General features: G+C 65.4%; 13 protein-coding genes. 10 read left to right on the top strand and 3 right to left on the bottom strand.

The genetic code is table 11. From position 1 onward, the window contains the following. Nucleotides 1-73 precede the first annotated feature (73 nt). Entirely contained in the window at nt 74-1,132 is a 1,059-nt protein-coding gene (rlmM, locus tag ACI766_RS17975; RefSeq protein ID WP_003087345.1) for a 23S rRNA (cytidine(2498)-2'-O)-methyltransferase RlmM, read from the bottom strand. Between the two features lie 326 nt (nt 1,133-1,458). On the opposite strand from rlmM, the gene acnA reads away from it, so the two are divergent. Together acnA and ACI766_RS17985 are read left to right on the top strand one after the other, a co-directional pair. Then, nucleotides 1,459-4,191 (top strand): aconitate hydratase AcnA, encoded by a 2,733-nt coding sequence (gene acnA, locus ACI766_RS17980; protein ID WP_023122201.1) that lies wholly within the window; start codon nt 1,459-1,461, stop codon nt 4,189-4,191. A 372-nt stretch (nt 4,192-4,563) separates the two neighbouring features. Further along, nucleotides 4,564-6,129, top strand: a complete 1,566-nt coding sequence (locus ACI766_RS17985; protein ID WP_003087330.1) for a methyl-accepting chemotaxis protein — start codon at nt 4,564-4,566, stop codon at nt 6,127-6,129. A 37-nt stretch (nt 6,130-6,166) separates the two neighbouring features. Here ACI766_RS17985 and cprA read toward each other — a convergent pair whose 3' ends face one another. Both cprA and ACI766_RS17995 read right to left on the bottom strand, forming a co-directional pair. Continuing rightward, nucleotides 6,167-7,324: a cationic peptide resistance protein CprA gene (cprA, locus tag ACI766_RS17990; RefSeq protein ID WP_003087328.1), complete on the bottom strand. Its 1,158-nt coding sequence runs from the start codon at nt 7,322-7,324 to the stop codon at nt 6,167-6,169. 88 nt (nt 7,325-7,412) lie between these two features. Continuing rightward, nucleotides 7,413-8,045, bottom strand: coding sequence for an alpha/beta family hydrolase (locus ACI766_RS17995; protein ID WP_003105994.1), 633 nt, complete (start codon nt 8,043-8,045; stop codon nt 7,413-7,415). A 187-nt stretch (nt 8,046-8,232) separates the two neighbouring features. Between ACI766_RS17995 and ccoN (ACI766_RS18000) the strand changes: the two genes are divergently transcribed. From ccoN (ACI766_RS18000) to ccoP (ACI766_RS18035), 8 genes are all read left to right on the top strand, one after another. After that, nucleotides 8,233-9,660 carry a cytochrome-c oxidase, cbb3-type subunit I gene (gene ccoN / locus ACI766_RS18000; RefSeq protein WP_003087322.1) on the top strand — a complete coding sequence of 476 codons (1,428 nt, stop codon included), beginning with the start codon at nt 8,233-8,235 and terminating at the stop codon, nt 9,658-9,660. Nucleotides 9,661-9,670: 10 nt separating this feature from the next. Next, entirely contained in the window at nt 9,671-10,279 is a 609-nt protein-coding gene (ccoO, locus tag ACI766_RS18005; protein ID WP_003087318.1) for a cytochrome-c oxidase, cbb3-type subunit II, read from the top strand. 5 nt (nt 10,280-10,284) lie between these two features. Next, a complete protein-coding gene (locus ACI766_RS18010; RefSeq protein WP_003087314.1) occupies nt 10,285-10,470 on the top strand; it encodes a CcoQ/FixQ family Cbb3-type cytochrome c oxidase assembly chaperone in 186 nt (61 codons plus the stop codon). Beyond that, nucleotides 10,467-11,393 carry a cytochrome-c oxidase, cbb3-type subunit III gene (gene ccoP / locus ACI766_RS18015; RefSeq protein WP_003087308.1) on the top strand — a complete coding sequence of 309 codons (927 nt, stop codon included), beginning with the start codon at nt 10,467-10,469 and terminating at the stop codon, nt 11,391-11,393. Before ACI766_RS18010 ends, ccoP (ACI766_RS18015) begins: the two co-directional genes overlap by 4 nt. A 364-nt stretch (nt 11,394-11,757) precedes the next feature. Beyond that, nucleotides 11,758-13,185, top strand: a complete 1,428-nt coding sequence (gene ccoN, locus ACI766_RS18020; protein WP_003087306.1) for a cytochrome-c oxidase, cbb3-type subunit I — start codon at nt 11,758-11,760, stop codon at nt 13,183-13,185. A gap of 14 nt (nt 13,186-13,199) precedes the next feature. Beyond that, nucleotides 13,200-13,811: a cytochrome-c oxidase, cbb3-type subunit II gene (gene ccoO / locus ACI766_RS18025; RefSeq protein WP_003087303.1), complete on the top strand. Its 612-nt coding sequence runs from the start codon at nt 13,200-13,202 to the stop codon at nt 13,809-13,811. A gap of 5 nt (nt 13,812-13,816) precedes the next feature. Continuing rightward, complete coding sequence (locus ACI766_RS18030) at nt 13,817-14,002, top strand: CcoQ/FixQ family Cbb3-type cytochrome c oxidase assembly chaperone (RefSeq protein ID WP_003087298.1); 186 nt, start codon at nt 13,817-13,819, stop codon at nt 14,000-14,002. After that, the gene (gene ccoP, locus ACI766_RS18035; RefSeq protein ID WP_003087292.1) at nt 13,999-14,955 is read left to right on the top strand and encodes a cytochrome-c oxidase, cbb3-type subunit III; all 957 of its coding nucleotides are present in this window, start codon (nt 13,999-14,001) and stop codon (nt 14,953-14,955) included. Before ACI766_RS18030 ends, ccoP (ACI766_RS18035) begins: the two co-directional genes overlap by 4 nt. Nucleotides 14,956-14,995: the final 40 nt, after the last annotated feature.

The following is a 14,995-nucleotide window of genomic DNA, read 5'->3' on the forward strand; positions in this document are numbered from 1 at the left end:
GCAACAGAATCCGCGCATTGTCGCGCATGCGGCGCGGCCGGTCACCTGTCCCCGGCCGGAATGCCGCCGCCCCTCAGCGTTCGAGGCGGCGTAGATGGCAGGTCACTTCCTCGCGGTCGTGATACAGCTGCTTGCAGCCGATCGCTACCTTCAGGCCGCGCGCGTCGAAGCTCTCGCGCAGGCGCTGGAGGATCTTGCGCACCTCGGCGTAGCGCTGCTTCATCGGCAGCTTGAGGTTGACCACCGCCTCGCGGCAAAGCCCTTCGCCGATCCAGGTCTCGATCAACGCACCGGTGCGTGCCGGCTTCTCGACGATGTCGCAGACCATCCAGTCGACCCGCTGGCGCGGGCGGTACTGGTAGCCGTCGACCTTCTGGTGGTCGACCAGTCCGGAATACATCAGGTTCTCCGCCATCGGCCCGTTGTCCACGGCGGTCACCCGCATCTCCCGGTTCACCAGTTGCCAGGTCCAGCCGCCCGGCGCCGCGCCGAGGTCCACGGCGAGCATGTCCGGCGCCAGACGCTTGTCCCATTCGCTGCGCGGGATGAACTGGTGCCAGGCTTCCTCCAGCTTCAGCGTCGAACGGCTCGGCGCCTCGCGGGGAAACTTCAGGCGCGGGATGCCCATCGGCCAGAGCGCGCTGTTGCGCGGCTCGGCGAGGCCGACGAAGACTTCCCGGCCGGAGCGGAAGGTCAGCAGCAGGCGCGGCAGCGCCGGGTCCTCCTGCAACCGCCCGGCCTTCACCAGCGCCGCGCGCAGCGGTTTCTCGAACTTGCGGCAGAAGGTCGACACCTCCTTGCCGGCATTGGTGTCCAGCACCTCCAGCCAGAGGCTGCCGCAAACCGGATAACTCGCCAGTTCCGCCAGCAGCACCTCGATGCGCTGGCTTTCCGGCAATTCGATGAAGCCGGGTCCGCGCGCCCACTGGCGCGGGAAGATCAAGTCGGCGAAACGCAGGCGGCGCATCAGGCGCTCGGCGCCGTCGGCGTCCTGGCAGACGAACTCGACGTGGGCGCTGGCCGGCTTGCTCTTGGCGTAGCCGGGAATCTCGAGAGTGGCTGCATGCTCGGCGATTTCGGCGCAGACTTCACCTTCGAAGCCTGGCCGGCAGTGCATCAACAGGGTATTCATGGGGTTGTCTCCTTGGCCGCGCACTATAGTGCCGGGCATGCCTCAAGGGAACTGCAGCGACCGTTCGTCGGTCCAGTGTATATGGCAGGAGCCCTCGAGCCGGTCTAGCTTGAAGGTTTCGAACAACGCTATCCCAAAGTCTGACTCTCGCCAGCGGCCGGTACCGATGGGATCGGGCCACCGCGCATTACCGAGGTAACGGCATCCTGGCGTCCGCGGACGCCGCGGGTCCCGGGCGAAGCCAGGCACTATCGGCTCGACGACGGGCCTGGCGTCAGGACGAGGCCAGGCCCGCCGCCCCCGGGCCCGCCGTGAGGAAATCAGAAATGCCTGCTTTGGACAGCCTGAAAACCCTTCGCAGTCTCGCTGTGGACGGCAAGACCTACCACTACTACAGCCTCCCGGAAGCCGCCCGGACCCTGGGCGATCTCGGCAAGCTGCCGATGTCGCTGAAGGTCCTGCTGGAAAACCTCCTGCGCTGGGAGGACGGCAGCACCGTCACCGGCGACGACCTCAAGGCCCTCGCCGGCTGGCTCAGGGAGCGCCGTTCCGACCGCGAGATCCAGTACCGCCCGGCGCGGGTCCTGATGCAGGACTTCACCGGGGTGCCCGCGGTGGTCGACCTGGCCGCCATGCGCGCGGCCATGGCCAAGGCCGGCGGCGACCCGCAGAAGATCAACCCGCTGTCGCCGGTGGACCTGGTCATCGACCACTCGGTGATGGTCGACAAGTTCGCCAGCGAATCGGCCTTCGAACAGAACGTCGAGATCGAGATGCAGCGCAACGGCGAACGCTACGCCTTCCTGCGCTGGGGCCAGAACGCCTTCGACAACTTCAGCGTGGTACCGCCGGGCACCGGCATCTGCCACCAGGTCAACCTGGAGTACCTGGGCCGCACGGTCTGGACCAAGGACGAGGATGGCAGGACCTACGCCTTCCCCGACACCCTGGTCGGCACCGACTCCCACACCACCATGATCAACGGCCTCGGCGTGCTCGGCTGGGGCGTCGGCGGCATCGAGGCGGAAGCCGCCATGCTCGGCCAGCCGGTATCGATGCTGATCCCCGAGGTCATCGGCTTCAAGCTCACCGGCAAGCTGCGCGAGGGCATCACCGCCACCGACCTGGTGCTGACCGTCACGCAGATGCTGCGCAAGAAGGGCGTGGTGGGGAAATTCGTCGAGTTCTACGGCGACGGCCTGGCCGACCTGCCCCTGGCGGACCGCGCCACCATCGCCAACATGGCCCCGGAATACGGCGCCACCTGCGGCTTCTTCCCGGTGGACGAGATCACCCTCGGCTACCTGCGCCTGTCCGGACGTCCGGAAAGCACGGTCAAGCTGGTCGAGGCCTACAGCAAGGAACAGGGCCTGTGGCGCGAGAAGGGCCACGAGCCGGTGTTCACCGACACCCTGCACCTGGACATGGGCGAAGTCGAGGCCAGCCTGGCCGGACCGAAGCGCCCGCAGGACCGCGTGGCCCTGCAGAACGTCGCCAGCGCCTTCAACGAGTTCCTCGGCCTGCAACTGCATCCCTCCAGCACCGAAGAAGGCCGCCTGCTCAGCGAGGGCGGCGGCGGCACCGCGGTCGGCGCCAACGCCGCCTTCGGCGAGATCGACTACCAGCACGACGGCCAGACCCACCGCCTGAAGAACGGCGCGGTGGTGATCGCCGCCATCACCTCCTGCACCAACACCTCCAACCCCAGCGTGATGATGGCCGCCGGCCTGCTGGCGAAGAAGGCAGTGGAGAAAGGCCTGCAACGCAAGCCCTGGGTGAAGAGTTCGCTGGCGCCGGGCTCCAAGGTGGTCACCGACTACTTCAAGGCCGCCGGCCTGACCCGCTACCTCGACGAACTCGGCTTCGATCTGGTCGGCTACGGCTGCACCACCTGCATCGGCAACTCCGGCCCGCTGCTGGAGCCGATCGAGAAAGCCATCCAGCAGGCCGACCTGACCGTCGCCTCGGTACTCTCCGGCAACCGCAACTTCGAAGGCCGCGTGCACCCGTTGGTGAAGACCAACTGGCTGGCCTCGCCGCCGCTGGTGGTGGCCTACGCCCTGGCCGGCAGCGTGCGGATCAACCTCAGCGAGGAACCGCTGGGCACCGGCAAGGACGGCCAGCCGGTCTACCTGAAGGACATCTGGCCGAGCCAGAAGGAAATCGCCGAGGCGATCCAGAAGGTCGACACCGAGATGTTCCACAAGGAGTACGCCGAGGTCTTCGCCGGCGACGAGAAATGGCAGGCGATCCAGGTGCCGCAGTCGGACACCTACGAGTGGCAGGCCGACTCCACCTACATCCAGCATCCACCCTTCTTCGAACACATCGCCGAGGCGCCGCCGGCCATCGCCGACGTCGAGCAGGCGCGGGTGCTGGCGGTGCTGGGCGACTCGGTGACCACCGACCACATCTCCCCTGCCGGCAACATCAAGGCCGACAGCCCGGCCGGCCGCTACCTGCGCGAGCACGGCGTGGAACCGAAGGACTTCAACTCCTACGGCTCCCGTCGCGGCAACCATGAGGTGATGATGCGCGGCACCTTCGCCAACATCCGCATCAAGAACGAGATGCTCGGCGGCGAGGAAGGCGGCAATACCCTGTACGTGCCCAGCGGCGAGAAACTGGCGATCTACGACGCGGCCATGCGTTACCAGGAGGACTGCACCCCGCTGGTGATCGTCGCCGGCAAGGAATACGGCACCGGCTCGTCGCGCGACTGGGCGGCCAAGGGTACCAACCTGCTGGGCGTGAAGGCGGTGATCGCGGAGAGCTTCGAGCGCATCCACCGCTCCAACCTGGTCGGCATGGGCGTGCTGCCGTTGCAGTTCGAGAACGGCCAGGACCGCAAGAGCCTGAAGCTGACCGGCAAGGAGGTGCTGAACATCCGCGGCCTCGGCGGCGAACTCAAACCGCACATGCCGCTCAGCGTGGAAGTGACCCGCGAGGACGGCAGCCAGGACAGCTTCAAGGTCCTCTGCCGCATCGACACCCTCAACGAGGTCGAGTACTTCAAGGCCGGCGGCATCCTCCACTACGTGCTGCGCAGCATGCTCTGAGGCAGCGGCGGTACGCGCGGAGGGGTGGCTTCGGCCACCCCTTTTTCATTCCGGCGCCCGGGGCCGCGAGCGCTTCGCAGGGCGAACGACGCCCCGGCGTCATCCGCCGATACCCCGCAGGACCGGCGGATGGCCGCCTCGCGCTTATCCGCCAGGCCCCTCCCCAGCCCATGCGCGCCGCCGGGAACGACACGAAACCGTAACGCATTGACCTCCATCAGCGAATCCGCCATCTATCCGACCACGTGGTCGGTTCTCATGCTTTGGGTCAATAGCTATCTGTTTTTCCTCGTGAAAGCATTCACAAATCCCTCATGTGAAAGGCGTTTTCGCCGATGCAGAGGTAAATGCTTCACTTGTTTTGGAAGGCCCATGCGCAACAATCAGCCCATCACCCAGCACGAGCGCGTCTATCCGGCGGAACAACGCCTGATCACCACCACCAATCTCAAAGGCATCATCACCTACTGCAACGAAGCCTTCATCGACATCAGCGGCTTCAGTCGCGAGGAGCTGATGTCCGCGCCGCACAACCTGATCCGTCACCCCGACGTCCCGCCGGCGGTGTTCGCCCACATGTGGACCACCCTCAAAGCCGGCCGCCCGTGGATGGGGATCGTCAAGAACCGCTGCAAGAACGGCGACCACTACTGGGTCAGCGCCTATGTCACGCCGATCTACGACCAGGGCGCGGTGGTCGGCTACGAGTCGGTGCGGGTCAAGCCGACCGCCGAACAGATCCAGCGCGCCGAGGCCCTCTACCGTCGCCTCGGCGCCGGCAAGCCGGCGATCCCCCGGCGCGACCGCTGGCTGCCGGTACTGCTCGACTGGCTGCCGTTCATCCTGATCAGCCAGATCGGCTTCCTCATCGGTATCTGGCTGAACTCCTGGTGGGGCTTCATCCTCGCCGGCCTGCTCGCCGTTCCGCTCGGCCTGGCCGGACTGCGCTGGCAGAAGCGCGGGCTGAAGCGCCTGATGCGGCTCGCCGAACAGACCACCTCCGACCCGCTGATCGCGCAGATGTACACCGACAGCCGCGGCGACCAGGCGCGCCTGGAAATGGCCATCCTCAGCCAGGACGCGCGCCTGAAGACCTGCCTGACGCGCCTGCAGGACACCGCCGAATACCTCACCGAACAGGCGCGCCAGGCCGACACCCTGGCCCACCACAGCTCCGCCGGTCTGGAACAGCAGCGCGCAGAGACCGAACAGGTGGCCACCGCGGTCAACGAGATGGCCGCCACCACCCAGGAAGTGGCGAACAATGTCCAGTTGACCGCCGACGCCACACAGAAGGCCAACGAACTGACCTCGCGCGGCCGCGACATCGCCGCGGAGACGCGCAACGCCATCCAGCGCCTGTCGGAGTCGGTGGGCGAGACCGGGGCCGCGGTGAGTCGCCTGGCCCAGGACAGCAACGAGATCGGCGGCGTGGTCGATGTGATCAAGGGCATCGCCGACCAGACCAACCTGCTCGCTCTCAACGCCGCCATCGAGGCGGCGCGGGCCGGCGACCAGGGACGCGGCTTCGCCGTGGTGGCCGACGAAGTGCGCTCGCTGGCGCAACGCACCGCGGCCTCCACCGAGCAGATCCACCATCTGATCGCCAAGTTGCAGAACACCGCCAACGATGCGGTACATACCATGGAGAGCGGCCTGCAGCAGGCCGAAGCCGGGGTCCAGCGGGTGCTGGAAGCCGACAGCGCGCTGGTCGGCATCAGCGAGGCGGTCAGCAACATCACCGAGATGACCACCCAGATCGCCGCCGCCGCGGAGGAACAGAGCGCGGTGGCCGAGGAAATCAACCGCAACATCAGCACCATCGCCGCCCTGGCCGAGCAGACCTCCGACGAGGCGCTGCGCACGGCGAAACTGAGCGAGGAACTGACCACCACCGCGCAGAGCCAGTATTCCCTGGTCGAGCGCTTCAACCGCTGAGATCAGGCCGCGGGGAGGAAGCTCCCCGCGCCTGCCGTCACTTGAAGTCCCATTGCATCTGCGCCGGGATGCTCACCGCGCTTGACGACTGCACGCAGACGTCGAGGTAGTCAGTGAAGCGCGGCGGCGCGGAGATCCCCTCCTCAAGCAGACGGCTGTTGTCGAACAGGTAGTTGAGGTCGGCAAAGCCGCTGTACAAGCGCAACGCGCGCAGGACCAGACGCGGATTGGCCGGGCCGATGCGCGACTCGAAGCTCTTCGCCAGTTCCTTGAGGTCGTCCACCTCCACCTTGCGGTAGCGCTCGCCTACCGGCGCCGCCCCGTTGGCGCGGGCGAAGGCCTCGTCGATCTCGCCGAAGGTGCAGGCCGCGCGATGGCCGGCGGAGATATGATAGAGGCTGTGCCCCAGGCACGGCTTCAGCGCCAGGCCGATCAGCGCCTCGGCGCAGTAGTCGACCGGAATCACGTCGATCTGCTCGTCCAGGCCGCAGGTGAAGCTTTCCAGGGCGAAGCCCATGCGGAAGACCCAGAAGATGCTGCCGGAGGCCTGGCAGCCAAGGGTACGGTGGCCCACCACGATGGATGGCCGCGCCACCACCAGGGGCAGGCCCGGCAGTTCCTCGCGCATGCGCCGCTCGATTTCCGCCTTAGACGCGGTGTAGTCCACCAGTTGCTGCTCCGCCGCCGGGAATTCCCAGGACTCGCTGATCGGCGACTCTCGCTGCGGTCCGCAGCACATCGCGGTACCGACGTGGAGGAAACGCTTCAGTCGCTTCGAACGGCTCAGCACGTCGGCGAAGGCGAAAGTGCCGTCGACGTTGACCGGCCAGATGGTCGGGTTCTTCGAGAACGACGCCACGGCGGCGCAATTGATCACCCGCTCCACCTGCATCAGGCGCGGCGTCTCGCGGGCCAGCCAGGAGGTGTCGAGGAAATCGCCGCAGAGGATCTGCTCCGCCCGCAGTGCCAGGCAGTCGGCTTCGTCGACGCCATGCATCAGCAGGTTGCCGCGCAGGCGTTCGAGCCCCTGCTGGCGGGATTCGGCGCGGACCAGGAAGGACAGGTTGGCGCCGTGCCCGGCGGCGATCAGCTGGGCGGCGACCGAACCGCCGAGAAAGCCGGTGGCCCCCGTCAGCAGGATGCGTTCGCGGGTATCGATAGCGGTGATCTGCTCACCGTCGGCATGCATGTTCATGTCTTCCCCCCTCAGAGAAGTCAGTCGCCCACGCCTCGATGCGAGGGTGGTTGCGCCGCAGCTTATGAGGGGATGCCTTAAGGAACCGTTAATGGCCCTGGAGCCCGCGAAGGAAGCCGGCCACCTCCCGCGCCGTTGCCGCCAGGTGCTGCTCGTGGGTCAGGCCGGAGGCCTTCAGCGGCTTGAGGTCGTGGTCCGCCGCGGCCAGCCAGTGCAGGCGGATCGTCGGCGCCAGCGCATAGCCCGCCACCGCCTCGCGGTTGCCCAGGGCGTCGCGCTCGCCCTGGACGATCAGGGTCGGCGTGCGCAGCCCGGCGAGGTGCGCGACCCGCGGCTTCTCCGGCTTGCCGGCGGCGTAGAACGGGTAGCCGAGGCAGACCAGGGCATCCGCGCCCAGCTCGTCGGCCAGCAGGCTGGCCATGCGCCCGCCCATCGACTTGCCGCCCAGGGCCAAGGGCCCGTCCAGGGTCTCGCGGACCTGCGCATGGACTCGCCGCCAGCAGTCGAGCAACTGCGCCTGCGGATTCGGCGGACGCTTGCGGCCGTCCTCGCGGCGCTGGGCCATGTAGGGAAACTCGAAGCGCGCGACGGCGATGCCCTGGGCGGCGAGCAGTTCGGCGATGCGCTCCATGAACGGGCTGTCCATCGGCGCCCCGGCGCCATGGGCGAGAATCAGGGTGGCCGACAGCGAGCCGGCCGGGCGGTTCCATTTCAGCGACAACTTGCCACACCTCGTATGCAGTGGGGGTCGGGAAGCCAATTGATCCCGATCAATATTTCATAACGCCCCATTATCCATGCTTCCTCTCGCTAATTACGCCAATTAGACCAGCCCCAATGGGGGGACGCCCGGCATCCCAACTGCCGGAAAAAGCCATAGCGTATAACCGTGGATGGAAGCCCATAGCATGAGCACCACTAACCCAGAGTCCGCCTATAACTACAAGGTGGTCCGCCAATTCGCCATCATGACCGTGGTCTGGGGCATCGTCGGCATGACCGTCGGTGTCCTGATCGCCGCCCAGCTGGTATGGCCCGACCTGAACTTCGGCTTGCCGTGGACGAGCTTCGGCCGCCTGCGCCCGCTGCACACCAACGCGGTGATCTTCGCCTTCGGCGGTTGCGCACTGTTCGCCACCAGCTACTACGCGGTGCAGCGCACCTGCCAGGTGCGACTGTTCTCCGACACCCTCGCCTCCTTCACCTTCTGGGGCTGGCAACTGGTGATCCTGCTGGCCGCCATCAGCCTGCCGCTGGGCTACACCTCGTCCAAGGAGTACGCCGAGCTGGAATGGCCGATCGACATCCTGATCACGGTGGTCTGGGTCGCCTACGCGGTGGTGTTCTTCGGCACCCTGGTCAAGCGCAAGGTCAAGCACATCTATGTGGGCAACTGGTTCTTCGGCGGGTTCATCCTCACCGTCGCCATGCTCCACGTGGTGAACAACCTCGAGCTGCCGGTGACCTTCACCAAGTCCTACTCGCTGTACGCCGGCGCCACCGACGCCATGGTCCAGTGGTGGTACGGGCATAACGCCGTGGGCTTCTTCCTCACCGCCGGCTTCCTCGGCATGATGTACTACTTCGTGCCCAAGCAGGCCGAGCGTCCGGTCTACTCCTACCGCCTGTCCATCGTCCACTTCTGGGCGCTGATCGCGGTGTACATCTGGGCCGGCCCGCACCACCTGCACTACACCGCGCTGCCGGACTGGGCGCAGTCGCTGGGCATGGTGATGTCGCTGATCCTCCTGGCGCCGAGCTGGGGCGGCATGATCAACGGCATGATGACCCTCTCGGGCGCCTGGCATAAGCTGCGCAGCGACCCGATCCTGCGCTTCCTGGTGGTGTCCCTGGCGTTCTACGGCATGTCCACCTTCGAAGGCCCGATGATGGCGATCAAGACCGTCAACGCCCTCTCCCACTACACCGACTGGACCATCGGCCACGTACACGCCGGCGCCCTCGGCTGGGTCGCGATGGTTTCCATCGGCTCGCTCTACCACCTGATCCCGAAGGTCTTCGGCCGCGAGAAGATGTACAGCCTGGGCCTGATCAACGCGCACTTCTGGCTGGCCACCATCGGTACCGTGCTTTACATCGCCTCGATGTGGGTCAACGGCATCACCCAGGGCCTGATGTGGCGCGCGGTCAACGAGGACGGCACCCTGACCTACTCCTTCGTCGAAGCGCTGGCCGCCGGCCACCCCGGCTTCATCGTGCGCATGCTCGGCGGTTTCATCTTCCTGCTCGGCATGTTCCTGATGGCCTACAACACCTGGCGCACCGTCAGTGCTGCCAAGCCGGCCGAATACGAAGCCGCCGCACAGATCGCCTGAGGAGCCGAGCATGAAACACGAAATACTCGAGAAGAACGTCGGCCTGCTGGCGCTATGCATGGCCGTGGCCGTGAGCATCGGCGGCCTGACCCAGATCGTGCCGCTGTTCTTCCAGGACGTGACCAACACCCCGGTCGAAGGCATGAAGCCCTATACCGCGCTGCAACTGGAAGGCCGCGACATCTATATCCGCGAAGGCTGCGTCGGCTGCCACTCGCAGATGATCCGTCCGTTCCGCGCCGAAACCGAACGCTACGGCCACTACTCGGTGGCCGGCGAGAGCGTCTGGGACCACCCCTTCCTGTGGGGTTCCAAGCGTACCGGTCCGGACCTCGCCCGCGTCGGTAGCCGCTACTCCGACGACTGGCACCGCGCGCACCTGTTCAACCCGCGCAACGTGGTGCCCGAGTCGAAGATGCCGGCCTACCCGTGGCTGGTGGAGAACAAGCTCGACGGCAAGGACATCGAGAAGAAGCTCGAAGTGATGCGCACCCTCGGCGTGCCCTATACCGACGAAGACATCAAGGGCGCCAAGGACTCGCTGAAAGGCAAGACCGAGATGGACGCCGTGGTCGCCTACCTGCAGGTGCTCGGCACCTCGATCAAGAACAAACGGTGACGGCAATGGATATCGGGACGCTGCGAGGACTCGGCACGCTGCTGATCATGGTCGCCTTCATCGGTCTGGTGATCTGGGCCTACAGCGGCAAACGCAAGAAGAGCTTCGACGAAGCGACGATGCTGCCCTTCGCAGACGATCCCGAAGCCAAAAAGCACGTCGAGCAAGCTTCTAGGAGTAACAAAGAATGACCACCTTCTGGAGTCTGTACATCACAGCTCTTACCGTCGGTACCTTGATCGCCCTGCTCTGGCTGGTCTTCGCCACCCGCAAGGGCGAGGCCAAGGGTACTACCGAAAAGACCATGGGCCACTCCTACGACGGCATCGAGGAGTACGACAACCCGCTGCCGAAGTGGTGGTTCATGCTGTACATCGGCACCATCGTCTTCTCCGTCGGCTACCTGGTCCTGTACCCGGGCCTGGGTAACTGGAAAGGCGTGCTGCCGGGCTACGAGGGCGGCTGGACCCAGGACAAGCAGTGGGAACGCGAGATGAACATCGCCCAGGAGAAGTACGGGCCGATCTTCGCCAAGTACGCCGCCATGCCCATCGAGGAAGTGGCCAAGGACGAGCACGCCATGAAGATGGGCAGCCGCATGTTCGCCACCTACTGCTCGATCTGCCACGGTTCCGACGCCAAGGGCGCCCTCGGCTTCCCCAACCTGGCCGACAACGAGTGGCGCTGGGGCGGTGACCCGCAGAGCATCGAGACCACCATCCTCGGCGGTCGCCACGCGATCATGGCGGCCTGGGGCGACATCCTCGGCGAAGACGGGGTGAAGAACGTCGCCGCCTACGTCCGCACCGAACTCGCCGGGCTGAAGCTGCCGGAAGGCACCAAGGCCGACGTCGAGGCCGGCAAGCAGATCTTCTCGGTCAACTGCGTCGCCTGCCACGGCCCGGAAGGCAAGGGTACCGCCCTGGTCGGCGCGCCGAACCTGACCAACCCCGGCGCGTTCATCTACGGCTCCAGCTACGCCCAGCTCCAACAAACCATCCGCCATGGCCGCCAGGGCCAGATGCCGGCCCAGGAGCCCTACCTGGGCAAGGAAAAGGTGCACATCCTGGCCGCCTACATCTACAACCTGTCGCACAACCAGGGCAGCAACTGACCCCTCCCCCCACCCGCGCCCTCCCGGGCGCGGGTCCTTCCCCCGGTCTCAGACCTTAGTCCCAGGCGGCGCGACGAAGTGTCGCACCAGCGGACGCCTTTCCTACCCTTCCTTTTCAATCGCGTCTAAGCTGCTCTGCATTCGTCCCTCTCCGGCAGAGCGACGGGACACCTAACTTCACCGGCCGAACCCACTTGCCCGGATAGCGCCAAAAAGCCATACGGCCGCCTTGGAAAGCGCTCTGAAGCAGGCATCAAACTGGCGTCGCCCCTGGCCTGGCGCGTTGCAATGCCCACCCGCTTTCTCCATACTTGCCGCCGATTTTTTGTCCCTAAAAAAGTCCATTAACCGTGGAACCCCTAGCATGAGCACAGCAATCAGTCAGACTGCTTATAACTATAAGGTGGTCCGCCAGTTCGCCGTTATGACGGTGGTCTGGGGGGTCATTGGAATGGGTCTCGGTGTCCTGATCGCCGCCCAACTGGTATGGCCCGAATTGAACTTCGACCTGCCGTGGACGAGCTTCGGCCGCCTTCGCCCCCTGCACACCAACGCGGTGATCTTCGCCTTCGGTGGGTGCGCCCTCTTCGCCACCTCGTACTACGTGGTGCAACGTACCTCGCAAGCCCGACTGATTTCAGACACGCTGGCGGCCTTCACCTTCTGGGGTTGGCAGGCCGTGATCGTGGGCGCCGTGCTGACCCTGCCGCAGGGTTTCACCACCTCCAAGGAATACGCCGAACTGGAATGGCCGCTGGCCATCCTCCTGGCGATCGTCTGGATCACCTACGCGATCGTGTTCTTCGGCACCATCGTCAAGCGCAAGGTCAAGCACATCTATGTGGGCAACTGGTTCTACGGTGCCTTCATCCTGGTGACGGCGATGCTGCATATCGTCAACCACATGTCGCTGCCGGTGAGCTGGTTCAAGTCCTACTCCGCCTACTCCGGCGCCACCGATGCGATGGTCCAGTGGTGGTACGGGCACAACGCCGTGGGCTTCTTCCTGACCACCGGCTTCCTCGGCATGATGTACTACTTCGTGCCCAAGCAGGCCGAGCGTCCGGTCTATTCCTATCGCCTGTCCATCGTCCACTTCTGGGCGCTGATCTCCCTGTACATCTGGGCCGGCCCGCACCACCTGCACTACACCGCGCTGCCGGACTGGGCGCAGTCGCTGGGCATGGTGATGTCGCTGATCCTCCTGGCACCGAGCTGGGGCGGCATGATCAACGGCATGATGACCCTCTCCGGCGCCTGGCATAAGCTGCGCACCGACCCGATCCTGCGCTTCCTGGTGGTATCCCTGGCCTTCTACGGCATGTCCACCTTCGAAGGCCCGATGATGGCGATCAAGACCGTCAACGCCCTCTCCCACTACACCGACTGGACCATCGGCCACGTGCACGCCGGCGCCCTCGGCTGGGTGGCGATGATCTCCATCGGCTCGCTCTACCACCTGATCCCGAAAGTCTTCGGCCGTCCGCAGATGCACAGCATCGGTCTGATCAACGCGCACTTCTGGCTGGCCACCATCGGTACCGTGCTGTACATCGCCTCGATGTGGGTCAACGGCATCACCCAGGGCCTGATGTGGCGCGCGGTCAACGAGGACGGCACCCTGACCTACTCCTTCGTTGAAGCACTGGTCGCAAGCCACCCGGGCTTCATCGTGCGCATGATCGGCGGTGGTTTCTTCCTCACCGGCATGCTGCTGATGGCCTACAACACCTGGCGCACCGTGCGTGCTGCCAAGCCGGCCGAATACGAAGCCGCCGCGCAGATCGCCTGAGGAGCCCGACGTAAATGAAGAACCACGAAATACTCGAGAAGAACGTCGGCCTGCTGGCCATCTTCATGGTGATCGCCGTCAGCATCGGCGGCCTGACCCAGATCGTTCCGCTGTTCTTCCAGGACGTGACCAATACCCCGGTCGAAGGCATGAAGCCGCGTACCGCCCTGGAACTGGAAGGTCGCGACATCTACATCCGCGAAGGCTGCGTCGGCTGCCACTCGCAGATGGTCCGTCCGTTCCGTGCCGAGACCGAACGCTACGGCCATTACTCGGTCGCCGGTGAAAGCGTCTGGGACCACCCGTTCCTGTGGGGTTCCAAGCGTACCGGCCCGGACCTGGCCCGCGTCGGCGGCCGTTACTCCGACGACTGGCACCGCGCGCACCTGTACAACCCGCGCAACGTGGTGCCCGAGTCGAAGATGCCTGCCTACCCGTGGCTGGTAGAGAACAAGCTTGATGGCAAGGACACCGCCACCAAGATGGAAGTCCTGCGCAAGCTGGGCGTGCCTTACACCGACGAGGACATCGCCGGTGCACGTGAAGCCGTGAAGGGCAAGACCGAGATGGACGCCCTGGTGGCGTTCCTTCAAGGCCTGGGAACCTCTATCAAGAGCAAACGGTGAGTGTGATGGATATCGGGACTCTGCGTGGACTGGGCACCGTGGTGATCATGGTCGCCTTCATCGGCCTGGTGATCTGGGCCTACAGCGGCAAGCGCAAGAAGAGCTTCGACGAAGCGACGATGCTGCCCTTCGCAGACGATCCCGAAGCCAAAAAGCACGTCGAGCAAGCTTCTAGGAGTAACAAAGAATGACGACCTTCTGGAGTCTGTACATTACAGCTCTCACCCTCGGCACCCTGCTGGCGCTGACCTGGCTGATCTTCGCCACCCGCAAGGGCCAGCGCAGCAGCACCACCGACGAGACCGTGGGCCACTCCTACGACGGCATCGAGGAGTACGACAACCCGCTGCCGAAGTGGTGGTTCATGCTGTTCGTCGGCACCCTGGTGTTCGCCGTGGGCTACCTGGCCCTGTACCCGGGCCTGGGCACCTGGAAAGGCCTGATGCCGGGCTACCAGTCCGCCGACGAATTCGCCGACAAGGAAAAAGGCTGGACCGGCGTCCACCAGTGGGAAAAGGAAATGGCCAAGGCCGACGAGAAATACGGCCCGATCTTCGCCAAGTTCGCCGCGATGCCCATCGAGGAAGTCGCCAAGGATCCGCAGGCGGTGAAAATGGGCGGTCGCCTGTTCGCCTCCAACTGCTCGATCTGCCACGGCTCCGACGCCAAGGGCGCCTACGGCTTCCCCAACCTGACCGACGCCGACTGGCGCTGGGGCGGCGAGCCGGAAACCATCAAGACCACCATCATGGCTGGCCGCCACGCCGCCATGCCGGCCTGGGGTGAAGTGATCGGCGAGGAAGGCGTGAAGAACGTCGCCGCTTTCGTCCTCACCCAGATGGATGGCCGTAAGCTGCCGGAAGGCGCCAAGGCAGACATCGAGGCCGGCAAGCAGGTCTTCGCTACCACCTGCGTCGCCTGCCACGGTCCGGAAGGCAAGGGCACCCCGGCGATGGGCGCTCCCGATCTGACCCACCCCGGCGCGTTCATCTACGGCTCCAGCTTCGCGCAACTGCAGCAGACCATCCGCTACGGTCGCCAGGGTGTGATGCCGGCGCAACAGGAACACCTGGGCAACGACAAGGTGCACCTGCTGGCCGCCTACGTATACAGCCTGTCGCACGGCGAGAAGAGCGCCGAATAAGCGCTCCCTCCCCCACGACCCAGACGGCGCCGGCAACCCC

The organism is Pseudomonas sp. DL (genome assembly GCF_047199225.1).
GTDB lineage: Bacteria > Pseudomonadota > Gammaproteobacteria > Pseudomonadales > Pseudomonadaceae > Pseudomonas > Pseudomonas aeruginosa.